Consider the following 20,237-nt stretch of genomic DNA (forward strand, 5'->3'; position numbering starts at 1 on the left):
TCACCTCCAAATATTTTCGCTTTAGCTTTAAATAAACAACTCTTTTAAAATAAACCTTTCATTTTTATTTTGTCAATTTTTGAGGCTCTTCGGAGGTAGTGTAAAATTTTTTATGTGTAAAATTGACAGAGCAATAAAAGAGGGTGTATCCTCCATTAAATTAACCAAAAATCAAACAAAGAAAGGAGGAATACACCCATGAAAGAAAAACCTTTAACTAATTTAAGATTACCAGATTTATGGAAAGAATTCAACAGTAATTTTAATGAATCTTTCTGGGAAGAATTTGAACAAAAAATGAAGTTAATGAAGAAAAAGTTTATTGAATTAGCATTGCAAGAGGAGATAACAGCACTTACAGGGGCTCAAAAATATGAAAGAACCCCAGAGAGGGTCTACCGTAGGAATGGATACTGGAAGAGATACATAATCCTGAAAGATGGAAAACTTCAGATTAACATGCCCAGACTAAGAGAGAAAGGTTTTCAAAGCAAGATAATTCCCAGATACATAAGAAGGCAAAGCCAGATAGATGAGATACTAAAGCAGATATTTATTTATGGAGCATCAACACGACTTACAGCTAAAGCCTTAAAACCACTTATTGGAGAAGTATCAGCTCAAACAATATCAAACATAGCAAAAAGTCTTGATGAGGATGTAAAGAAATTTCATCGGAGAGAAATTAATGAAAAGTATATGTATCTATTTTTAGATGCCATAGTTCTTAAGATTAAGACAGGTATAGGTTCTAAGAGCAGGGCTGTTTTAGCGGCATATGGAGTAACAGTGCAGGGGATAAGACAGATAATAGACTTCAGGGTAGTAGATACAGAAAGCGAGAACAAGTGGACAGGATTTTTACAGAATCTTCAGACAAGGGGATTAACAGATGATACATTAAGTCTGATAGTAACGGATGGGAGCAAAGCTCTTGAGAATGCAGTAGACAATGTATTTCCTCTTGTATTGAGGCAGAGATGCTGGGCACATAAAATGAGGAATGTAGCGAAATATCTTAGAAAGAAAGATGAAAAGGAATGTCTTTTTGAAGCTAAGAAGATATATAGTGCAGAGAATTTAAAAGAGGCAAAGAGAAATTTTCAGTTATGGGAGAGCAAGTGGGGCAGACTTTATCCTAAAGCAGCAGAGTGTATAAGAAAGAACTGGGAGCAATTGACAGCTTTTTACAAGACACCTAAGGCATTATGGAAGAAGTTAAGGACAACAAACATAATAGAGAGGGCATTTAGGGAAGTAAGGCGAAGAACTAGAACTATGAGTTGTTTTAATAATGTTGAAAGTATTGAAAGAATAGTTTTTGCAGTGATAAGCCATTTAAACGAAAAATGGAGGAATACACCTATTTATGAATTTACACAAAATTATTGACATTACCCTCTTCGGAGGCAGGATATAAAGTCCGAGCAAAAAACAAAAATAGGAAAATTAGGTTATTGAACTAAGATTTTTAATTATTTCAGATATAAGTTAAATCTAACTTAAGAAATGGCTATTCTGAAAACCCTTGAAAATATTTACGGGGTGGACGGGACTTGAACCCGCGGCCTCTTGCGTGACAGTCTAATCTAAAATTAAGAAATGGCTTGTATGCTTGATTTGTCAGAGTGAAAATTTGTCATTTTTACCCCTTTTAGTCACAGTTTAGAGACAGTTTTGTGACTGGTGGCAAATTTTTGCCATAAAATAATCCACCATTGCGTGGAATAGATTTAGAAATGGTTTTTTAGCTTGACCCCATAAATTTTTTTAACTCTTTTTCTGGATCAACGTTCTTTCCTCTTGTTGCCATGCTGCCTCCTTAACTTTTTAAATTTTACCATAATTTTTATACAATTTTCCGGCTAATCCCCGGGAACCCCAACCCCCACCACGATGGAGAGGACTGTAAAGAGTGGGGGCACCAATTATACTTGCAGGATGAACTCCCCCTCTATAAATGAGAGAAAAGTGGCAGACACATCCTTTTGACAAACAGATAACGTATGTAAAACCTAAGTTTTGAAAAAAGGCAAATTTAGTGAAGGCTGAAACTAAGAGAGTAATAAAAATATGCTCTTTTTTCACATCTGCTGTGACCCCTGTAGCCTCTATCTCACGGCTAAGCTCAGACAAATGGGGATATCCTTCAAAGGATTTTTTATAATCCTAACATACACCCCTATCAAGAATTCGGGGCAAGGATGGCTATCCTTTAAAAGATCTCTCGCCTTAAAGGCTTTGAAGTGATCTGGGAAAAGATTTATGGGTTAAGGAATTTTCTTGAGGAAGTTTTCTTTCAATGGGAGAGGCCAAAGAGGTGTGAACGTTGTTATTATCTAAGGCTTGAGAGGACAGTTTACTTAGCCAAAGAAATGAGAGCCGAAGCTTTTTCTACTACCCTTTTACAGCACCCCTTCAAATATCATGAACTCAACAAAGAAATAGGGAAGAATTAAGCTTTTGTTACAAAGTCCCTTTCTTTTATGAAGAATGGAGGTAAGGCTACAGGGAAGGTAGAGAACAAGCTATCTCCCTTGAAATTTACCGTCAAGAATACTGTGGTTGCATCTTCAGTGAGGAAAAGCGCTTTACTAAAAATTTTCAAAGGGAGATTCACAAATCATTTTAGCTAAGCTGACCTTGAAAAATTAAAGAGGAAAGCAGCAAAGACTATCATAAGGAAGATAATTACTAATGAGACCCCGATAAAGGACTTCTCTATGCCAAGGTGTAAACCCACAAACCCAGAGATTAGGGGTCCGGTAGTATGTCCAATGTCCATTACAGACCCTAATATCCCCATAGCTGAACCTCTTGTTTCCCTTTTACTTAAGTCTGCAATGAAGGCAGAGGTGGCTGAAGTGACTATGGATAAACTCAATCCAAAGAGGATACTTAAAAAGAGTATAGAAATAAAGGACTTAAAAAGAGAAAAGCTACCAATACAGATTGCACCAAGGAAGGAGCCTAAAAGGATTTGAGGTACTCTTCCGTATTTGTCTGAAAGCCTTCCCATGATAGGTTTAGTGAGAGCAAGAGTGATTATCTGGGCAGAGATAAAAATTCCAATCTCCTGAACACTAAGTCCTATTTGTAGGGAGTACAGAGGGAGGAAGGTCTCAAAGGTGCCATAGGCAAATAGAATAGAAGCTTCCACTGCAGCAGTAATCATAATGGGTCTATTTGATAAAAGAAGTCTGAAGGAAGCAAAAATCTCTCCCCACCTTTTATCAGGCTGAGGAGAAGCTTTTCCTTCAGAAGGAGTAACAAAGGTTCTAACTTCTGGAATTTTTAGAGCTACTAAAAGGGCAAGGGTACCGGTTACACCACAGAGGAGATAAACTAATTTAAAACCAAGTTCCGGATTATAAGATAAAGTGCCCAGGATAGCACCTCCAGCAGTAGGGGCCAGGAATCGTCCTCCTAAGTTTGCCGTTGAAAACCAACCAATATTTTCTCCCCTTGCCCTCGGAAAGAGATCAGCAATAAGAGCCATAGCTACAGGGACAAATATAGCTGTAGCCAGACCATGATAAAGTCTTATAAGGGCGAGTTGCCATAGCTCAGTGACTAAAAGATACAAAAAGGGAGCTGAAGCAAAGACCAAAAGAGAAAAAAGGAGCATTTTTTCTCGAGCAAACCTGTCTGAAAGGAGACCTGCCGGGATGCTTGCCACTATACCTGTAAAAGCAGAAATAGAGGCAATAAAACCAATGGCAGAGGGATCAGCCCCAAGATAAGCAGTAAAAAGGGGCAAAACTGGACTTTTAGAGATGGTAGAACTAAAGATAGCTAAAAAACCAACTACACATAGAAGTCCAAATATGCTAATGAACATCTTATATTTTCTTTTTCATCAGGGCCTGTATTTCCTGATGATATCGGAGATATCTTTCAAGAGTCCTTTCATTTTTACCGTATTTAGGAATAGTTTTCAGGATCTCCTCAAATCTTTCCTCTGCCTCTTTTTCCTCTTTTATCTCCACTATACCGTCGGTGATGATATCTACGAGCCTATCAGCATAGATGACAATCCTTTCCTCCAGTTTATATAAAGTGTAGTCCTTTACTGGTAAGCCTAACTCTCTTGCTTCCTCTGCAGTGAGCCCTCCTCTTATATGTTTTTCCATGATAGCAAGGATCTCTTCTGGAAGTCCGAGGGTCCTCCCGATTTCTGCACCAATCATTCCGTGTTCAATGGCATGAGTTTTTGCCTTTCCAAGGTCATGAAAAAGCCCTCCCCTACCAATTAACTCCAGGTCAAGGTCTATTTCTGGATGGACCTCTTTAATTCTACTGGCTATCTCTAAAGCCTTCTCTGCCACTTTAATACAATGTTTTATATCTGCCTCACTCACCCCAGCCTCTCTAAGTAGCTTCAGATCCTCTTCCCTAATACTATAGCCCATAGCCACAACCCTCCTCAATTTTATTTAATCCCAAAATAAGAAAGGGCCTCTGCCATAGCCCTTTCAAAATCCATCAATATCTTACCTATCTTCACTTTTACGTCATCATGAAGGTGCTGGATATACTCTTGAAGACCCTCCTTGCCAAATCTCTCTTCAATCATCTCTCCGTATTCATAAATTTTGGTGATATCATGCCTTTCAGCCTTTTTCTCTGGATCGCCATCAAGCCACTCGTGAAGCTCCCGATAATCTTTACCCGTCCTCTCCCTGCTAATCTTTACATGTTCTTCAATTGGGGGCATCATTCTCCTTCTTATGGAATATTTATTTATGTAGTAACATATGTTATAAATTTGTCAAGGGGTATACCACATCGATGAATTTCTTGATAAGCCATGCAGAGGTCATCCTATCTACAAAGGGCATTAAAGAGAACCCTTCTAAAAATAAACCTTATTTCATTGCATATTCAGAGACCCAAAGGTCGTGAAGATTATAGAAGCTTGTAGCGTAGATTTTTCCTTTGTATCTCTGCGGAAGCTTATAGGTTGACTTAGCCTTAAGATCCTTCGGGGTAAAAATTTTGTTGCTAAGAGTATTTCCATTTTCATCCACAAGGGTATGTCTCAAAATAAAATGAGCTACAGTCAATGTGAAAATTTTCATGAAAATTGACCCACTTCTATTTTTATCCTTTTTACTCCTTTCTTTTTCTCAAAAAGTTCCTTCATTCTGTAACTTTTCTCTGCTATAAAAAAGGGATAACAGTGATGCATTAGTCTATCAAGTATTGCTGATGCTATTACTTCATCACCACTCTGTCTCCATTCTTACAAAGGTTTGTTCGTTGCTGTCAGATTTAATCTTGATTATTACAAATTGAAAATAGAATGGGCAAATTACATTAGACAAAGTCCAGAAGGAATTCATAGAAAAGATTCTTCGCTTCGCTCGGTATGACAAATAGGACAGGCTGCTAATAGGTTGATCTTATTCTTCCAGTCCTTTTATCAACTATCAACACATCTATCAAATTATTATTCTTATCTCTAATTTCCGCCTGAAAAAACCATTTACGCTCTTTAATGTTGTCTATAACCATACCTTGATTTTTAAAATATTCATTCAATATCTTTCGTGCATCCTCTGTAGTATTGACAGCCTTTTTCGCGCCATACCACCCCGATCCTTTCCCCGGACAATAAGAACCATACGGAGGCTTCTGATAACAACAGTTTATTGCCTCAATGGGCAATGCCGAAATAAAAAAGTATGTAGTAAAAATTAATAAAGCAAGCTTTTTCATTTTATATCCATTACTCCCTTTTTCATTTTATCAAGGAGGGAAAGGAAGAGAACAGCTCCTTCCCTCCTTAGATTAATTCTCCCTTTTAAATTTTACCAACCGCACATAGGGCAACCGCACATTCCAGGTCCCATCATGCCTCCGCCCATATGACCGCCCATCTGGCTACCTCTGTGACCACCCATAGGACCGCCAATTCCATACTTTTCAGCAACTGCCTGAATCTTTGCCTGAAGGTCTATAATTTCCTTCCTAAGTGTGGTAATGCGATTGATATCAAGGGTTGGCTTGCCATACTCATTCTGAAGTTCCAGTTGTTTTGTGATCAATTCATCCCTTAGGGGAAGTGTCTCTTTCTGGAACTTCTTAATATTTTCGATATTTGTACCTGTACCATGACCCATTCCATGACCCATTCCATGACCCCAACCTGGCCACCATGCGTAAACACCTGCTGCAATAAACAATCCTAATGCTACTAACAAAACTGTTACTACTACACTTCTTCTCATTTCCTTCTTCCTCCTTTCTCTTTGATTTTATAATTTAATCATATAAAAAAGATTTGAATTAACTTCGAAGGAATTATGAAGAATTGTGAATTCACTGGTAGAACATGGATTTCTAAGAGGGTTAAATATTATGAGAAGGAATATAGACCTTAAAAATAGCTCCCTTTCCGTATTCGCTCTTTACCTCTATCCTTCCTTCGTGGGCATCTACAAGCTCTTTAACAATAGCAAGTCCGAGTCCGAGCCCATCTTTAAATGTCCTGTAAAATCTTTCAAATATAAAGGGCATATCTTCCTCTTTTATCCCCTGTCCTGTGTCTCCAACCTCAATAAAGGTCTCCGAACCCTCTTTACCAGCCCTTACCCAAACCTTTCCACCTCTATCTGTTGCTTTTAATGCATTACTTATAAGATTAATTAAAATCTGGCTAAGTCTGTCAGGGTCGGCATATATCATTAATTCATTACCGCACTGAAGTTCGATGAGAATGCCTTTATCAATAGAGAGCTTGCTGAACCTCTCCATAATGTTTCTTAAAAACGACTTAAGCTCTATTGACTGCTTTCTCAGAGAGAGCACACTCGCCTGTGCCTGAGAAAGCTCTTCTATTCCATCAAGGATATTTTTAAGCCTTCCTGTTTCTTCGTATAAAGACTGAAGATGTTCATTATTCACAGGAATTAGACCATCTATCATTCCTTCAAGCTCTCCCCTCATAGCTCCCAGAGGAGTTCTGAGTTCGTGGGCAATATTGGAAATAAGTTTTTTCCTGAGAGACTCCTGTAACTCAAGGTTTTGAGCCATCTTGTTAAATGCCATTGACAACTGTCCTATCTCATCACTGCCTTTGACCTCAACCCTGCTTTTTAAATTTCCTTCGCTGAGTTCTTTAGCAGCAGAGGCAAGTCTTTTAATAGGATTTGTAAGTCTCTTTGAAAAAATTATGCTAAGAATAACAGCAACACCACCCAATCCTAAAAGAGAAATTATAAGAAACCTGTTTGACCTCGCTATGAAAAGGCTCTCTTTCTTTGGTTTCAGGAATTTTACTTCAAGAATGCCGATTTCCTTTCCTTTTAAAAATAAAGGATAGGGGACGAAACTACTACCCTCTTCTGCTTCCCTAAGTTCAGAAATAGAGATAACACGTTTTTTTACAAGAGGAGAAAGGGTACTTAGTGCCTGCTCCGTATCTGTTATAAGTTTGCCGCCGCTATCGTAGATTCTTATCTCAAAACCCAACATTAAAGCCCATATTGCATCTTCATCTATAATCTCCCTGTTCCATCCTGAATATTTCTCATAGGTGCCCTCAAGGTCTGCTATTATCCAATAAACCCTGTCTTCAAGTTCACCTTCCAGATATTCCCTGAAGTCTTTTATCATAAGTTCTCTTAGGAATAGGGCTGCAGAAAGGGCGATTAGAGAAACAGATAGAAGCAATAGGAGAAATTTTATCCTCAAACTCTTAATCATCTTTTAAGCCAAATTGAAGGATTCTTTTACCTAAAGGTATATCAGGTTTGCTTTGAAGTTTCATCTTTTTTACCAATGAATCTATATCCCACGCCATAGATAGTAAGTATGAATTCTGGATTCTTTGAATCATCTTCCAATTTCTGTCTAATGTTTTTAATATGGGCATCAATGGTTCTTTCATAACCTTCAAACTGATAACCAAGTGCCTTTTCAACAAGCTCATCTCTTGTAAAGACCCTGTTGGGATTAGATGCGAGAATATAGAGGATTTTAAATTCAGTTGGAGTGAGATTAACCAATTTTCCTCTTTTTTTAACCTGATAACTCTGTCCATCAATTATTAGAAGACCGTTATTGAAACTTAGGGTTTCTGTATCACCAAAAACTGCCTTCTGTGACCTTTTTAGAACAGCCTTAATCCTGTAAACCAGTTCTCTTGGACTAAAGGGTTTAACAACATAATCATCTGCTCCAAGGGCAAAACCTGCGATCCTTTCTTCTTCTGAGGATTTTGCTGTGAGCATAATTATAGGGAAGTCGCCTATTTCTTTTAGCTCCTGAAAAACCAACTCGCCACTTATGTCAGGCAGCATCAAGTCAAGAATTACGAGCAAAGGTTTTTCTTTTAAAGCTGACCCTATAGCATCTTTGCCTTTTTCAAAATGCATTACTCTGAAGCCAGCACTTTCAAGATATGCCTTGACAACACGAGCCATTTTTTTATCGTCTTCTACTATAAAAATCGGCTGAATCATTTACTTCAACAACCTCGATGAATTCAAAAACACAAGCACATCAGGCATTACATGGGCTACTGCTGCAGCCACCGGAGAGAGGATGCCTACTGAGGCAAGGGAGACGCCCACTAAATTAAAGATTATACCAATTGCAAGGTTTTGCTTTATAACTCTGAAGGTCTTTCTTCCTATCATCACTGCCTCAGGTATCTGTCTCCAATCATCCCTCATTAGTACAACATCCGATGCCTCTATTGCAGCATCAGAGCCACCAGCACCCATTGCTATCCCAACATGGGACTGTGCAAGGGCAGGAGCATCGTTTATCCCGTCTCCGACCATAAGGATTTTTCTGCCCCTTAATTCCAATTCTTTTATGGCATTAAGCTTTTCTTCAGGCAGTAGTTGTGCCCTAACATTTTCAATTCCGAGGGATGTGGCAATTGCCTTTGCTGTTAGTGGATTATCTCCTGTAAGCATAATTATGTCTTTAAAGCCAAGACTTTTTAAAGAGTCTATCGCTTCAACACTTCCCTCCCTGATGATGTCTGCCACACAGATAACACCGCAGACTATATTGTCATGGGATAAAAGAAGGGCTGTTTTTCCCTCTTCTTCTTTCTGATTTATATATCTTTCGATCTCTGCTGGAATAGTTATATCAGAGCTTTTCAACATCTCCCTACTACCAATGAGTATCCTTTTGCCATTCAATATTGCTTCTATACCCATTCCAGGAACAACTCTATAACCCTCTGGTTCTGGAATGGTAACTCCCATTTCCATCGCCTTCTTCATTATAGCCTTTGCAAGGGGATGTTCGGAGTATCGCTCCATTCCAGCAGCACATGAGATTATCTCTTTATCATCATGCTCTGCAAAGCCCTTTATATCAGTTACAACAGGATCTCCTATTGTGACCGTCCCTGTCTTGTCCACAACTAAGGTATCAACTTTAGCAAGTGCCTCGAGATATCGTCCTCCCTTTATGATAATACCCTTCTTTGCAGCCTTTCCCATGCTCGCAATAACTGCAAGGGGAGTTGCTATGGCAACGGTGCATGGACAGGCAACAACAATCACAGCAATGGCATTTGTTATTTTCCATGTTATTAAAAATGTGATGATTGCAATTGCTAAAATTGCAGGAGTAAAGTATGCTGCAAACTTATCGGCAATTCTTTGCACAGGCGCCTTTGATGTTTCAGCCTCTTCAACAAGCTTTATAATCCGAGCATATGTTGTGTCCTGTCCCGTATGGGTAACCTTTATAAATAAAACACCAAGTTGATTAATGGTTGCTGCATAGACTAAATCTCCTTCCTTTTTCTCAACAGGTATCGATTCGCCAGTAATAGGAGACTGATTTATTGAGCCTCTGCCTGAAATAATTATTCCTTCAACAGGAATTTTTTCTCCTGGTTTAACAACGACAATATCCCCTTTCTTTACTTCTTCAATTGGAATTTCTATTTCTTTGTCACCTCTCTTCACCCTTGCTGTTTTGGGCGCCATGTCGATTAGATCCTTTATGGCTTTTCTTGATTTCTCCATAGTAAAGGAATCTATGAATTCTGAAATCAGCATAAAAAAGGCTATTATTGCAGCAGAACGAAATTCTCCTATAGCTGTAGCAGCAACAACACCCAAAGACATGAAGACATTAACAGTAATAGCCTTTTGTCTCAAGTCTATGTATGCATGCTTTATAAGTGGATAACCTCCGACTACACTTGCGATTATTGATAAAATATCGATTGGTAAAAGCCTTTTTGTTATTCCTGTAAGACTTAGCACAATCAGGAGAAATACAAACCCTATTCTTATTAGATCAAATGTCCACTCACCTTTAAAGAATAATCTTTTTGAGGCTTCTTCATTTTTTGATAAAACCTTGTATCCAAGATTATTAATTGCGTCTATAATTGATTGCTCCTTTATTATTGAAGGATCAAACTGAATATCTACCTTTTCCGCTCCGAGATATACCTTGATGCCTTTAATGCCATTATTAAGCATCAATGCCTTTTGTATCTTCTCTGCACAGGTAGCGCAATCAATGCCTTTTACTTTAAGATTAAGTTTCTTTATATTGTCATACTTGGTCATTTTAAAACAGAACCTTCTTCTTCAATATGTCTTAAGCACTAATTGAACAGGTTCTTTATATGTTCATCATCGAGGGAATAAAAGACCATCTTCCCTTCTTTTTTATATTTCACAAGCCTCATATTTCTGAGGATTCTCAACTGATGGGATATTGCAGACTTCGTTGTCCCCAGAAGATTGGCAATATCGCATACACAGAGTTCCTCTTGCGACAATGCAAATATTATCTTTGTTCTTGTAAGGTCTCCGAGAACTTTAAATGTTTCAGCAATTCGCTGTATAGTAGCCTCATCTTTCATCTTTTCTTTGACAGAAAATACTCTCTCTTTGTTAATGTAAGCTATTTCGCAAAGTGCTGTTTACCTTCTTTTCACCTAAAAATCTCTCCTGTTACTACTGCTCTAATAGTCCGATGCTCTAAATACAATAAAGTAAGCATGAAACAATATTTGTATTGTCCCTTCTACTGACTTAACAGCATGGATTTTTCATATCTAATAGTTGACAACCATTCAAATATTATTTAATACTGATAAAGAAAAAATGGATTAGTCAAGAAAAATCTTAGAATTCGTTCATATTCCTGTTTTTTTAAAAATAAAAGTCTCTTTTCGCTATATCCACAACTTCAAAGTTTAACTAGACTATTTTGCAATTTTTGTAATTAAATTACTGAGGCTTTGATTCGGATCCAAAGATAGATTAAAAAAGCAACTTTAGGGTCTCTGTCCAACAACAGAGGAGATTCCGGTATATTCAAAAACGAACCTTTCTGGAGTGTCCGTGTAGTTTCCACCCTGAAATCCTTCCCTTATTGTTACTTTAGTAGACTCTCTCTCTTTTTTGGCTACATCTTCAAGCACAACAATATGCTGATAAAGGGAATCCTTTTAGTAATGAATTTTTTCTATTCCAATTGCATTATTCAAAGGCGATATTAAAAAAGACAAAACTGCAATTATAATTTTCAACATATACCCCTTCCCATCAAGGGATAGAGCAATAAAGTGTTCAAAATTGAAAATTCTGCAGAATTCTATGAACAACATTATTTAAAGTGGTGTAAAGGTAGACAGTCTTATTATGCATCTAAGAAGTACTTTTTGAAAGTCCTGCCAGAATGGTTCAAAATTATACGATTAGATGAGATAAAAACAAAAGAATTAGAACTTGTTCAGAATCACTTTATGGAATTGAACTATTCAGTCGCCACCTGCAACAGATACTTAAGCATCATAAAAGCTTCCTTCACCAAAGCTGAAGAATGGGGGATTGTCAATGAGCAACAGCTTAAAGCTATAAGAAAAGTCAAACCGTTGAAGGGGGAGGTCAGCAGATTAAGATTTCTCACAGAGGAAGAAATTGAAAAACTTTTGTCAAACTGCGACAAAGAACTATATCCAATTGTAGTAACTGCGCTGAATACCAGTATGCGTAAAGGAGAAATTCTAAATCTCAAATGGGATAACATAGATTTCAAAACCGGTTTCATCTATCTTGAGAAAACAAAAAACATTTATCGTAGAAAGATACCGATTAATGAGACTCTAAGTAAAATGCTCAGACAGCTGTATGCTCAGAGAAGGCTTGACAATGACTACGTTTTTGTAAATCCTAAGACAGGAAAAAGAGTGACAGAGTTTAAGCGGAGGTTCATCAAGTCACTAAGAAAAGCTGGGATAAGAGACTTTAGATTTCATGATCTCAGACACAAATTTCGCAAGTCAGCTTATTATGAAAGGAACGGATTTAAAAACATTTCAAGAACTATTGGGACACAGAACTTTGACCATGACTCTTAGGTATTCTCATCTATCGCAGGCACATAAAAAAAGAAGCAGTAAAACTACTTGATAAAAAAGTTTATCACAATTTTTATCACAGTGTTTTATCCCAGTAGATGGAGAGGCTCTGAAAACCCTTGAAAATATTTACGGGGTGGACGGGACTTGAACCCGCGGCCTCTTGCGTGACAGGCAGACATTGAATTAAAAAATGGCTTGCATACTTGATTTGTCAAAGTTAATTTTTTAGATTTTTTTATAAATTACTACAATTTTACTACACTAAATTGTAGTAAAACTAATACAGTCAATACTCCAGGTTAGTTTTTTTATTTCTGGCTTTTATATAAATCATATCAAGTTCATTCAGTTTTGTCTTTGCAGGCTAAATAAGGCTCTTTTTCAGCTCCATCCACATGTTGTAGGCTGAGCAGTTTATTACTATATCTGGCTCTATCTCTTTTATCAGGCTGTAGACTTTGTTAAAACCTGTTATATCAAGGTCTTCCCTGCTAAAGGCATTGATACTTATTCCATTTTTCTCAAAATACTCTATGAATTCAGTTGCAAGCTGCCCTTTTGCACCTGTTATAAGAATTTTCATCGTCCTATCTTTTTAAAAAATTAAGTATTTCCTTTTTGAATAACTCAAAATCTTTGAGATTTTTTCTTAAAATTGTAACAACAATCTCGGGCTCTATATTTTCATAACAGAAATCAACCAACTTTATCCCTCTCTTTAAATATTTGTTTCTCTCTGTATTGAAAATCAAGAAAATTTCTGACCGTAAAGGATTCAAATTTATGCCTCAAAAAGGGATCTCTGTCTATCAGTATTTTTTTTTGATTTTAGTATTCTTCCCGAAATGGCTATTGGAGCAGTATTAAGCACCACAAGGTCTACCTCTTCAGTGCCGAGGAAATCTGTTATCTCTGAATAAAATTCTAAATAGTCAAATTTCTTAGGATTTCTTACATATATGGCTATATCAACATCTGAGAATGGAGAAGGTTTTTCTTTAGTAAGACCGCCAAAAAGATAGGCAAATATTACTTCAGGATATCTTAGGAAAAAATCTTTAAGTCTTTCAATGCGTTCTCTAATATCATCAGGCAGTTTTTTAAATCTAATCATAACTTTATTATATCGATTCCAACTTTATCAGGTATGAGTATTTATCCAAATATCCTTTGGCAATAGATTCAAGAAAGATTTTACATTTTATGCAGCAGTCAATACTCTGTCTTCAAGCCGCTGAACCCTTGTTATTAGATCATCAATTACCTCTTTTTGTGAGAGAGCTTTATTGAGGTCTCCTCTTATGTTAGCTACTTCAATGTATAGATTATCAATGTGCTTGTTCGTTTCATCAATTCGCTGGTTATTTTGCATTATTTCAGTTTTAAGTTCAACCCTGAGCTCATCAATTCGTTTGTTTGTCTCATAAATTGCCCGTCTTATATCTCTGAGTTCAGATTCAATGTTTGACTGTCTTGACTCTATTGATTGTATCCCTGCATTAATTGATTGAATAGCAAGTGCAAATCCTGAAAGTTGTCCAGATACAGTTGCCTTAAAATCTATCAACTCTTCCCTTATATCTCCTAAAATTAAATCTCTTATATTATCAACTACCTTTTCCCATTCCATATACTCCTCATGAAATCTTTTAAAAATTTTAACACAAATCGCTCAACCCTTATAAACTCTTTCCCAGTATACAGGTGTAGTTTTCCCCTCACAAGGAAGTCCTGTTAACCAGACACAAAATCTTTTATTTTTTGAATTCTACATTAATCAATTATGCTCCTTAGTTCCTCTTTCCATTCTTTAATCTCTATATTCAACTCCCTGCTTATACTCTCGTTACTCATAACCGACCACCTCGGTCTCCTTGCAGGGAGGTTAAAGTCTCCTTGGTAAGCTGGATAAATAAGCTTGTTTATGCCCTTTTGCCTCATGTATTCCTTTGCCCACTCGTAGCGCGAAGCATAACCTGAATTGGTAAGATGATAAAGCCCTGTTAAACCTGCATCAATCGCCTTCATTGTTACTTCAACTATGGTTTTCGTTGAAGTTGGAACAGAAAACTCATCAACTGCAATTCTTAATACTTCCTGAGTTTGTGACCACTGCTCAAGTTTGTAGAGAAAGTTTTGTTTCCCCTTCCCGTATACCCAGCTTGTGCGAAAAATTAAATAGTTTTCAAGAGTTTCCTTAATAAAAAGTTCTCCAAAAAGTTTGCTTTTTCCGTATTCGTTTATCGGATTTGGCTTGTCTTCTTCTGTATAAAACCCGAGCTTTTCTCCATCAAATACATAGTCTGTAGAGTAATGGATAAGTTTTGCATTTACTTTGCCTGAGGCTAGGGCAAGATTGTAAACTCCGAAGGCATTAACCTTGTAGGCTAAATAAGGCTCTTTCTCAGCTCCATCCACATTGTTGTAGGCTGAGCAGTTTATTACTATATCCGGCTTTATCTCTTTTATCTGGCTGTAGACTTTGTTAAAATCTCTTATATCAAGGTCTTCCCTGCTGAAGGCATTAAAATTTATTCCCCTTTTCTCAAAATACTCTATGAATTCAGTTGCAAGCTGACCTTTGGCACCTGTTATGAGAATTTTCATTTTTTTCCAACAGAATTCATTAATTTTTCAACAAATAATAAAATCTCATTAATTGAGTTTCTCACTGCTTTTACATTTTCCCAATTTATGTTCATGTATCCATGTATAGTCTCATTTCTGCATCTTGTAAGAGGCGCTATCTTGTATACTATATCACCGGTAAATTCAAAAGTTACAAGAATAATGTCCTTATAAGTTTTCGGAATATTTCTCTTTTTAAACCTCAATATATTCATTGAAAGATCAACTATGGCAAGTATTATATCGTTAAGGCTTTTATCAACAGCTCTTCTTAATATTGGATTACTTATGTAAAGCTCTCTATCCATATCATTTGTAATTGTCTGAAAAAATTCTATTTCATTTTTAATAAATTTTTCTATTTGGACTATCTTATCTAACAAGGTTGACAAGTTTTAGTTCCTCAAAAAGATGTACATATTTTATGCGAGCATCATAGAGAGTTTCTTCATCGTTTATTATGATTGGAATTCCATCTGTTGCTTCAAGAAAAATTTCAGGGTCTATATCATCACTGTCAAGATAACATATATCTACTTTATATGGTTCCAGGGCATCCATGATTTCAAATCTAACAGAATTTTTAACTTCGTCTGATAAATTTTCAGCAAAGTATATTCCAATATCTATATCTGAGTATTCATCCGAATGTCCTCTGGCAACAGAACCAAAAAGATAGGCAAACTTTATTGAATTTCCATATTTTATCAGTATGTCTCTGATTTTTGATAATATTTTCTCTTTTTCAATTAATTCCTTCATTTCAGGTTCTTGTTCATTTTTAATTTTTATAAACCTTTCCCCAGTATTCTCTCAGATAATCAATCTTTCTTTCAACCCAGTCTATGTTTTCAACATACCACTTAACTGTCTTTTTTAGTCCTGTCTCAAAATCTGTCTTTGCCTTCCAACCGAGCTCCCTCTCAATTTTTGTCACATCCATTGAGTATCTATAGTCATGCCCCGGTCTGTCTTTTACAAACTCAATCAATGTATGAGGTTTACCAAGCAAGTCAAGTATGCTCTTTACAACTTCAATGTTTCTCTTTTCAATTCCGCTTGCCACATTGTAAATTTCTCCGTCTCTGCCTTTTTCCACTATCTCTATCACTGCCTCTGCACAGTCTGAAACATAAAGCCACTCCCTGATGTTCAATCCCTGTCCATATACTGGAATTGGCTCATCTTTCAATGCTTTGACAATTACCACAGGAATAAGCTTTTCAGGATACTGCCACTGGCCATAGTTATTGCTCGGTCTTACTGTGATTACCGGTAGTCCATAGGTTCGTGAGTATGCCCTTGCAAGCATGTCCTGTGCTGCTTTGCTTACAGAATATGGTGAGTTCGGACATAGGGGTGAGTCTTCCCTAAATTTCCCTACCTCACCAAGTTCACCATACACTTCATCAGTTGAGATATTGATAAATCTCTGAACTTTATGTTGTTTTGAAAGCTCAAGTAAATTAAGCGTGCCTTCAATATTTGTTTTTATGAATGAATGGGGGTCAAGTATGCTTCTGTCAACATGGCTCTCAGCTGCAAAGTGAACTACTATGGCAGGCTTTTCTCTTTCAAATACCTGTTTCAGTGAATTAGCATCTGTTATGTCAACCTGATAGAAATTTATACTATCCTTTACTTCCTTAAGTCTTTCAATGTCTCCAGCATAGGTGAGGCTATCAACAACAACTGTATTATATCCTTTTGTTACAGCCTGACGAACAAATTCACTTCCTATAAATCCTGCTCCACCTGTGACGAGTATTTTCATGTATTTTCTCCGTATACAAAGTTTATTTCCGCATCTTTCAATAAAGGTGCCTGCTGGTCTTTTGGTGACAGAATTGGCTCACCATCTATAGGCCATTTTATGTTTATCTCAGGGTCATTCCATCTTATAGCTCTGTCATGTTCTGGTGAGTATTCTGATCCTGAGACTTTGTATATTACCTCTGCTTCCTCTGAAAGTGTTAAAAATCCGTGGGCAAATCCTTTTGGTATCCAGAGCATTAAATGGTTTTCTTCAGAAAGCTCTACAGCAATGTATTTACCGAATGTAGGACTTCCTCTTCTTATATCAACAGCTACATCAAATATCTTCCCTCTTATGCATCTTACAAGCTTTCCCTGAGCTCTGGGATTTAGTTGATAATGCAGTCCTCTTAAAATTCCCTTTTTTGATTTGGAGTGATTGTCTTGAACAAAGTCTTCATCTATTCCTACTTTCTCAAAATCTGACTTTTTATAGCTTTCCATAAAAAATCCACGTTCATCGCCAAACACTTTTGGCTTTATTAAAATTACTTCTGATAAGTCTGTTCTTATAAATTCAAAAGGCATGAAATTCAATCTTTTATAATTAGTTCTTCTGGTGTTTTCCTATAAATATCTGTTTTATCAAAATCTTTGTCAAAGCTTACTAGTGTTAAATTATATTTTTTAACAAGGAAATACTGATAGGCATCATCGAAGTCTAAATTATACTGCTTTATAGTGTTAATTAATTCTTTTATATCATTAGGAACAATAGATAAAATCATAACATTGGAATTTATTAAATCTTCCAAAAATAAATTTGCTTCATTAAATTTTTTAAACTTGGTAAGTATTAGTAAAATAGAATGTAAGGAAAAATCTGAAACAGCAATTAAATTTGAATCTACAATTTTTAAAAATTTTGAAGCTTCTTCGCATTTTTCTTGGTCAAGTAAAATTTCTAGCCATATATTAGTGTCAACTAAGTATTTAATCAAAGATATGTTCTCCACTCTAAAGCTTTTTTTTGAAGTTCAATGGAAGTATATTTATCCTTATACTCAGATAATCCACCTTTCCAATTTAAACTTAATTTTCGTTCTTTTTTAGAAGATTTATATAATAAGTACTCTACAAAATCTTTAACCTCTCTTTTCATATTATCTGGTAAGCTCTCTATTAATTTTAATAATTCTTCATCTCGGACAGTTTCCATTATTTGACTCCAATTTTTGGTTTTTAATTAATAATAATATAATTTATTCTACTCTTGTGATTCTACTCTCGTACTATTTCTAACAAGTATTTGCCATACTCTGTCTTTTTGAGTGGTTTAGCAAGTTCTAAAAGTTGCTCTTTTGTTATCCAGCCGTTTCTGTATGCTATCTCTTCTATACAGCCAATCATAAGACCTGTTTTCTTCTCTATGGTTGCTACGAATTCTCCTGCTTCAAGGAAGCTGTCGTGTGTGCCTGCATCAAACCATGCAAAGCCTCTTCCAAGAAGCTTTACTTTTAGTCTTTTTCTCTTTAAGTACTCTTCATTTACAGAGGTTATCTCTAATTCTCCTCTATGAGATGGTTTTACTTTCTTTGCTATGTTTACTGCCTCTTTATCATAAAAGTATATTCCTACAACTGCATAGTTTGATTTTGGGTGTTTTGGTTTTTCTTCCAAAGAGATAACATTTCCATTTTCATCAAACTCTACAACTCCAAATCTTTCTGGGTCCTTTACATAATACCCAAAAACATAAGCTCCGCCTTCTTTTTCTATTTCTTCTTTTGCCTGTTTCATGATTTTAATTATATCATGCCCAAAAAAGATGTTATCACCAAGAACATAGCATACTGAATGGTCTTTTATGTAATCCTCTGCAAGAATCAGTCCTTCTGCTAGTCCATTTGGCTTTTGCTGAACAACATAGTTTATATTCATTCCAAGCTTTGAGCCATCTCCAAAGTGGTTTTTAAAACTCTCCAAATCCTGATGATTGACTACAAATATGACATCTCTGATGCCTAAAAGCATTACTATAGATAAAGGGTAGTAAATCATAGGCTTGTTATAAACAGGTAAAAAGTGTTTATTCACGACTTGCGTAACAGGATAAAGTCTCGTCCCACTACCACCTGCTAAGACTATGGCTTTCATTGTTTGTTTTACCTGAGACATTTTATTACATTCCCAGCAAATGAATAATATATGATATCACAAATTTATGGTATTATAGAAAAATCAGGCGATTTCGGAGGAATTATGCCATATCTTCTTATTGCCTTTATTTCATCATTCCTTTTATGTTTATTTCTCGTAAAACTAAAACACAAAAGCCATCTTGACAGTCTTAGCGGAGTTCAGAAGTTTCATAGCTGGCATGCTCCAAGAACAGGTGGACTTGCAATATTTCTATCTCTTATTTTTGCTGGTATCGCATTTTTTATTGCAGGTAAAGATTTTTCTGATAAATTTATTCTCGTAATTATCTCATGTGTGCCTGTGTTTTCAGGAGGATTTATTGAGGATATAACAAAAAAAGTGAGTTCAAAAATCAGGCTTTTATCTGCATTCTTATCTGGCATTTTAGCATGTTTTCTGCTTGATGCAAATCTATTAAGAGTTGATATCCCTTATTTTGATGATGTCCTCAAGTCGTCTTTCATATTTTCACTGCTTTTTACATCCTTTGCACTGGCAGGAGTTTCAAATGCAATAAACATAATAGACGGATTCAATGGTCTTGCATCAGGCGTAAGCATTATTGTTTTTTTATCATACGCATATGTATCTTTTTTAGTTGGTGATAGTTTCCTTCTCTATCTTAATCTCTGTATTTTTGCCTCTTTGATGGGATTTTTTCTGTGGAACTATCCTTTTGGCAAAATATTTCTGGGTGATGGAGGAGCTTATACACTGGGATTTCTTGCAGGCTTAAATGGCATTTTACTTGTTAAATATCATACACAGGTCTCAGCATGGTTTCCATTTTTATTGCTTATATATCCTATATGGGAAACCGTCTTTTCAATATGGAGAAAAAAATATGCTCGAGGGTTAAGCCCCTTTAAGCCAGATTCTATTCATCTACATATGCTGATATATAAGAGAATTGTAAGACCAAAATTCAGAAAAATAAAAAAAAGGCTCAGGAATTCACTGACCTCGCCTTATTTGTGGATAGTTCAGATATTGTGTACGATTCCTGCAGTTTTGTTCTGGAGAAATACAACAGTTCTTATAGGATTCTGCATTGCCTTTGCATTGTTTTATGTATGGTTGTACTTCAAAATTGTAAAATTTAAAACACCGAAAATTTTAAGGTTTTAATACATCCTGATTTTATCCTGGAAAATGGCAAATTTTTGTACAAATGTTATACTACTTAGAGCTTTTTATTCTTTCAGATTGCAAGAAGATTAAAGCTTTCCCTATAAGCTGGATAGATTAGCTTGTTTATTCCCTTTATCCTTGCCCACGTTTTTCTCCT

Annotated in this window: 29 protein-coding genes and 1 pseudogene; 7 read left to right on the forward strand and 23 right to left on the reverse strand. The window is 36.1% G+C overall.

The features are described from left to right. The first annotated feature begins 198 nt into the window (after nt 1–198). The 4 genes from ACZ430_RS05175 (at nt 199) to ACZ430_RS05190 (ending at nt 2,632) form a co-directional block, all read left to right on the forward strand. Nucleotides 199–1,392: an IS256 family transposase gene (locus tag ACZ430_RS05175; RefSeq protein WP_464910426.1), complete on the forward strand. Its 1,194-nt coding sequence runs from the start codon at nt 199–201 to the stop codon at nt 1,390–1,392. A gap of 681 nt (nt 1,393–2,073) precedes the next feature. Then, nucleotides 2,074–2,250: an epoxyqueuosine reductase QueH gene (locus ACZ430_RS05180; RefSeq protein WP_366934809.1), complete on the forward strand. Its 177-nt coding sequence runs from the start codon at nt 2,074–2,076 to the stop codon at nt 2,248–2,250. Next, nucleotides 2,247–2,459 (forward strand): epoxyqueuosine reductase QueH, encoded by a 213-nt coding sequence (locus ACZ430_RS05185; protein ID WP_366934810.1) that lies wholly within the window; start codon nt 2,247–2,249, stop codon nt 2,457–2,459. The genes ACZ430_RS05180 and ACZ430_RS05185 overlap by 4 nt, the downstream gene beginning before the upstream one ends. A 71-nt stretch (nt 2,460–2,530) precedes the next feature. Next, a complete protein-coding gene (locus tag ACZ430_RS05190) occupies nt 2,531–2,632 on the forward strand; it encodes an epoxyqueuosine reductase QueH (RefSeq protein ID WP_366934816.1) in 102 nt (33 codons plus the stop codon). On the opposite strand, the gene ACZ430_RS05195 is transcribed toward ACZ430_RS05190, so the two are convergent. The 12 genes from ACZ430_RS05195 to ACZ430_RS05250 all read right to left on the reverse strand — a co-directional run bounded on the left by ACZ430_RS05195 (nt 2,633) and on the right by ACZ430_RS05250 (nt 11,422). Further along, complete coding sequence (locus ACZ430_RS05195; protein WP_464910748.1) at nt 2,633–3,841, reverse strand: MFS transporter; 1,209 nt, start codon at nt 3,839–3,841, stop codon at nt 2,633–2,635. It abuts the gene before it with no gap. A gap of 1 nt (nt 3,842) precedes the next feature. After that, complete coding sequence (locus tag ACZ430_RS05200) at nt 3,843–4,412, reverse strand: HDIG domain-containing metalloprotein (protein ID WP_464910749.1); 570 nt, start codon at nt 4,410–4,412, stop codon at nt 3,843–3,845. A gap of 20 nt (nt 4,413–4,432) precedes the next feature. Next, entirely contained in the window at nt 4,433–4,720 is a 288-nt protein-coding gene (locus ACZ430_RS05205) for a hypothetical protein (RefSeq protein WP_464910750.1), read from the reverse strand. A 148-nt stretch (nt 4,721–4,868) separates the two neighbouring features. Then, on the reverse strand, nt 4,869–5,081 hold the full coding sequence (locus ACZ430_RS05210) for a hypothetical protein (protein ID WP_297212900.1): 213 nt from the start codon (nt 5,079–5,081) through the stop codon (nt 4,869–4,871). Next, entirely contained in the window at nt 5,078–5,218 is a 141-nt protein-coding gene (locus ACZ430_RS05215) for a hypothetical protein (protein ID WP_464910767.1), read from the reverse strand. Before ACZ430_RS05215 ends, ACZ430_RS05210 begins: the two co-directional genes overlap by 4 nt. A 173-nt stretch (nt 5,219–5,391) precedes the next feature. Continuing rightward, the gene (locus ACZ430_RS05220) at nt 5,392–5,721 is read right to left on the reverse strand and encodes a hypothetical protein (RefSeq protein ID WP_297212902.1); all 330 of its coding nucleotides are present in this window, start codon (nt 5,719–5,721) and stop codon (nt 5,392–5,394) included. 92 nt (nt 5,722–5,813) lie between these two features. Continuing rightward, a complete protein-coding gene (locus ACZ430_RS05225; RefSeq protein WP_297212904.1) occupies nt 5,814–6,233 on the reverse strand; it encodes a hypothetical protein in 420 nt (139 codons plus the stop codon). Nucleotides 6,234–6,354: 121 nt separating this feature from the next. Next, the gene (locus ACZ430_RS05230) at nt 6,355–7,710 is read right to left on the reverse strand and encodes a sensor histidine kinase (protein WP_297212906.1); all 1,356 of its coding nucleotides are present in this window, start codon (nt 7,708–7,710) and stop codon (nt 6,355–6,357) included. Nucleotides 7,711–7,751: 41 nt separating this feature from the next. Beyond that, nucleotides 7,752–8,468, reverse strand: coding sequence for a response regulator transcription factor (locus ACZ430_RS05235; RefSeq protein ID WP_464910751.1), 717 nt, complete (start codon nt 8,466–8,468; stop codon nt 7,752–7,754). Beyond that, complete coding sequence (locus ACZ430_RS05240) at nt 8,469–10,559, reverse strand: heavy metal translocating P-type ATPase (RefSeq protein WP_297212910.1); 2,091 nt, start codon at nt 10,557–10,559, stop codon at nt 8,469–8,471. 38 nt (nt 10,560–10,597) lie between these two features. Continuing rightward, nucleotides 10,598–10,894 (reverse strand): ArsR/SmtB family transcription factor, encoded by a 297-nt coding sequence (locus ACZ430_RS05245; RefSeq protein WP_440871032.1) that lies wholly within the window; start codon nt 10,892–10,894, stop codon nt 10,598–10,600. A 381-nt stretch (nt 10,895–11,275) separates the two neighbouring features. Then, nucleotides 11,276–11,422, reverse strand: coding sequence for a hypothetical protein (locus ACZ430_RS05250; protein ID WP_297212914.1), 147 nt, complete (start codon nt 11,420–11,422; stop codon nt 11,276–11,278). Between the two features lie 324 nt (nt 11,423–11,746). On the opposite strand from ACZ430_RS05250, the pseudogene ACZ430_RS05255 reads away from it, so the two are divergent. Beyond that, nucleotides 11,747–12,259, forward strand: a pseudogene (locus ACZ430_RS05255) (site-specific integrase); the annotation flags it as partial. Nucleotides 12,260–12,293: 34 nt separating this feature from the next. Then, nucleotides 12,294–12,413: a hypothetical protein gene (locus ACZ430_RS05260; protein WP_366934811.1), complete on the forward strand. Its 120-nt coding sequence runs from the start codon at nt 12,294–12,296 to the stop codon at nt 12,411–12,413. Nucleotides 12,414–12,728: 315 nt separating this feature from the next. On the opposite strand, the gene ACZ430_RS05265 is transcribed toward ACZ430_RS05260, so the two are convergent. The 11 genes from ACZ430_RS05265 to rfbA form a co-directional block, all read right to left on the reverse strand. Further along, a complete protein-coding gene (locus ACZ430_RS05265; RefSeq protein ID WP_464910752.1) occupies nt 12,729–12,947 on the reverse strand; it encodes a sugar nucleotide-binding protein in 219 nt (72 codons plus the stop codon). A gap of 198 nt (nt 12,948–13,145) precedes the next feature. Next, on the reverse strand, nt 13,146–13,478 hold the full coding sequence (gene mntA, locus ACZ430_RS05270) for a type VII toxin-antitoxin system MntA family adenylyltransferase antitoxin (RefSeq protein WP_464910753.1): 333 nt from the start codon (nt 13,476–13,478) through the stop codon (nt 13,146–13,148). Between the two features lie 87 nt (nt 13,479–13,565). After that, entirely contained in the window at nt 13,566–13,994 is a 429-nt protein-coding gene (locus ACZ430_RS05275; protein ID WP_464910754.1) for a hypothetical protein, read from the reverse strand. A 143-nt stretch (nt 13,995–14,137) separates the two neighbouring features. Continuing rightward, nucleotides 14,138–14,971 (reverse strand): dTDP-4-dehydrorhamnose reductase, encoded by an 834-nt coding sequence (gene rfbD / locus ACZ430_RS05280; RefSeq protein ID WP_464910755.1) that lies wholly within the window; start codon nt 14,969–14,971, stop codon nt 14,138–14,140. Continuing rightward, nucleotides 14,968–15,384, reverse strand: coding sequence for a HepT-like ribonuclease domain-containing protein (locus tag ACZ430_RS05285; RefSeq protein ID WP_464910756.1), 417 nt, complete (start codon nt 15,382–15,384; stop codon nt 14,968–14,970). Before ACZ430_RS05285 ends, rfbD begins: the two co-directional genes overlap by 4 nt. Beyond that, complete coding sequence (locus ACZ430_RS05290) at nt 15,365–15,754, reverse strand: nucleotidyltransferase domain-containing protein (RefSeq protein WP_464910757.1); 390 nt, start codon at nt 15,752–15,754, stop codon at nt 15,365–15,367. The genes ACZ430_RS05285 and ACZ430_RS05290 overlap by 20 nt, the downstream gene beginning before the upstream one ends. Nucleotides 15,755–15,773: 19 nt before the next feature. Beyond that, nucleotides 15,774–16,766 carry a dTDP-glucose 4,6-dehydratase gene (gene rfbB / locus ACZ430_RS05295; protein WP_464910758.1) on the reverse strand — a complete coding sequence of 331 codons (993 nt, stop codon included), beginning with the start codon at nt 16,764–16,766 and terminating at the stop codon, nt 15,774–15,776. Then, nucleotides 16,763–17,335 carry a dTDP-4-dehydrorhamnose 3,5-epimerase gene (gene rfbC, locus ACZ430_RS05300; protein ID WP_464910759.1) on the reverse strand — a complete coding sequence of 191 codons (573 nt, stop codon included), beginning with the start codon at nt 17,333–17,335 and terminating at the stop codon, nt 16,763–16,765. Before rfbC ends, rfbB begins: the two co-directional genes overlap by 4 nt. 5 nt (nt 17,336–17,340) lie before the next feature. Further along, a complete protein-coding gene (locus ACZ430_RS05305; protein WP_464910760.1) occupies nt 17,341–17,748 on the reverse strand; it encodes a type II toxin-antitoxin system VapC family toxin in 408 nt (135 codons plus the stop codon). Further along, complete coding sequence (locus ACZ430_RS05310) at nt 17,745–17,966, reverse strand: DUF2281 domain-containing protein (protein WP_059175985.1); 222 nt, start codon at nt 17,964–17,966, stop codon at nt 17,745–17,747. Before ACZ430_RS05310 ends, ACZ430_RS05305 begins: the two co-directional genes overlap by 4 nt. A gap of 62 nt (nt 17,967–18,028) precedes the next feature. Beyond that, nucleotides 18,029–18,904, reverse strand: a complete 876-nt coding sequence (rfbA, locus tag ACZ430_RS05315; protein ID WP_464910768.1) for a glucose-1-phosphate thymidylyltransferase RfbA — start codon at nt 18,902–18,904, stop codon at nt 18,029–18,031. Between the two features lie 105 nt (nt 18,905–19,009). On the opposite strand from rfbA, the gene ACZ430_RS05320 reads away from it, so the two are divergent. Continuing rightward, entirely contained in the window at nt 19,010–20,077 is a 1,068-nt protein-coding gene (locus tag ACZ430_RS05320) for an MraY family glycosyltransferase (protein ID WP_059175984.1), read from the forward strand. Nucleotides 20,078–20,237: the final 160 nt, after the last annotated feature.

It is taken from the genome of Thermodesulfovibrio sp. TK500a (assembly GCF_055381765.1).

Bases quoted from the DNA above. Each gene is read 5' to 3' on its own strand.
- ACZ430_RS05310 (WP_059175985.1), bottom strand. From the start codon at position 17,966: ATGGAAACTGTCCGAGATGAAGAATTATTAAAATTAATAGAGAGCTTA.
- ACZ430_RS05265 (WP_464910752.1), bottom strand. From the start codon at position 12,947: ATGAAAATTCTTATAACAGGTGCAAAAGGGCAGCTTGCAACTGAATTC.
- ACZ430_RS05240 (WP_297212910.1), bottom strand. From the start codon at position 10,559: ATGACCAAGTATGACAATATAAAGAAACTTAATCTTAAAGTAAAAGGC.
- ACZ430_RS05260 (WP_366934811.1), top strand. From the start codon at position 12,294: ATGAAAGGAACGGATTTAAAAACATTTCAAGAACTATTGGGACACAGA.
- ACZ430_RS05225 (WP_297212904.1), bottom strand. From the start codon at position 6,233: ATGAGAAGAAGTGTAGTAGTAACAGTTTTGTTAGTAGCATTAGGATTG.
- ACZ430_RS05195 (WP_464910748.1), bottom strand. From the start codon at position 3,841: ATGTTCATTAGCATATTTGGACTTCTATGTGTAGTTGGTTTTTTAGCT.
- ACZ430_RS05275 (WP_464910754.1), bottom strand. From the start codon at position 13,994: ATGGAATGGGAAAAGGTAGTTGATAATATAAGAGATTTAATTTTAGGA.
- ACZ430_RS05235 (WP_464910751.1), bottom strand. From the start codon at position 8,468: ATGATTCAGCCGATTTTTATAGTAGAAGACGATAAAAAAATGGCTCGT.
- ACZ430_RS05210 (WP_297212900.1), bottom strand. From the start codon at position 5,081: ATGAAAATTTTCACATTGACTGTAGCTCATTTTATTTTGAGACATACC.
- rfbA (WP_464910768.1), bottom strand. From the start codon at position 18,904: ATGAAAGCCATAGTCTTAGCAGGTGGTAGTGGGACGAGACTTTATCCT.
- ACZ430_RS05220 (WP_297212902.1), bottom strand. From the start codon at position 5,721: ATGAAAAAGCTTGCTTTATTAATTTTTACTACATACTTTTTTATTTCG.
- ACZ430_RS05230 (WP_297212906.1), bottom strand. From the start codon at position 7,710: ATGATTAAGAGTTTGAGGATAAAATTTCTCCTATTGCTTCTATCTGTT.
- ACZ430_RS05205 (WP_464910750.1), bottom strand. From the start codon at position 4,720: ATGATGCCCCCAATTGAAGAACATGTAAAGATTAGCAGGGAGAGGACG.
- ACZ430_RS05180 (WP_366934809.1), top strand. From the start codon at position 2,074: ATGCTCTTTTTTCACATCTGCTGTGACCCCTGTAGCCTCTATCTCACG.
- ACZ430_RS05320 (WP_059175984.1), top strand. From the start codon at position 19,010: ATGCCATATCTTCTTATTGCCTTTATTTCATCATTCCTTTTATGTTTA.
- rfbD (WP_464910755.1), bottom strand. From the start codon at position 14,971: ATGAAAATTCTCATAACAGGTGCCAAAGGTCAGCTTGCAACTGAATTC.
- rfbC (WP_464910759.1), bottom strand. From the start codon at position 17,335: ATGCCTTTTGAATTTATAAGAACAGACTTATCAGAAGTAATTTTAATA.
- ACZ430_RS05290 (WP_464910757.1), bottom strand. From the start codon at position 15,754: ATGAAGGAATTAATTGAAAAAGAGAAAATATTATCAAAAATCAGAGAC.
- rfbB (WP_464910758.1), bottom strand. From the start codon at position 16,766: ATGAAAATACTCGTCACAGGTGGAGCAGGATTTATAGGAAGTGAATTT.
- ACZ430_RS05200 (WP_464910749.1), bottom strand. From the start codon at position 4,412: ATGGGCTATAGTATTAGGGAAGAGGATCTGAAGCTACTTAGAGAGGCT.
- ACZ430_RS05175 (WP_464910426.1), top strand. From the start codon at position 199: ATGAAAGAAAAACCTTTAACTAATTTAAGATTACCAGATTTATGGAAA.
- mntA (WP_464910753.1), bottom strand. From the start codon at position 13,478: ATGATTAGATTTAAAAAACTGCCTGATGATATTAGAGAACGCATTGAA.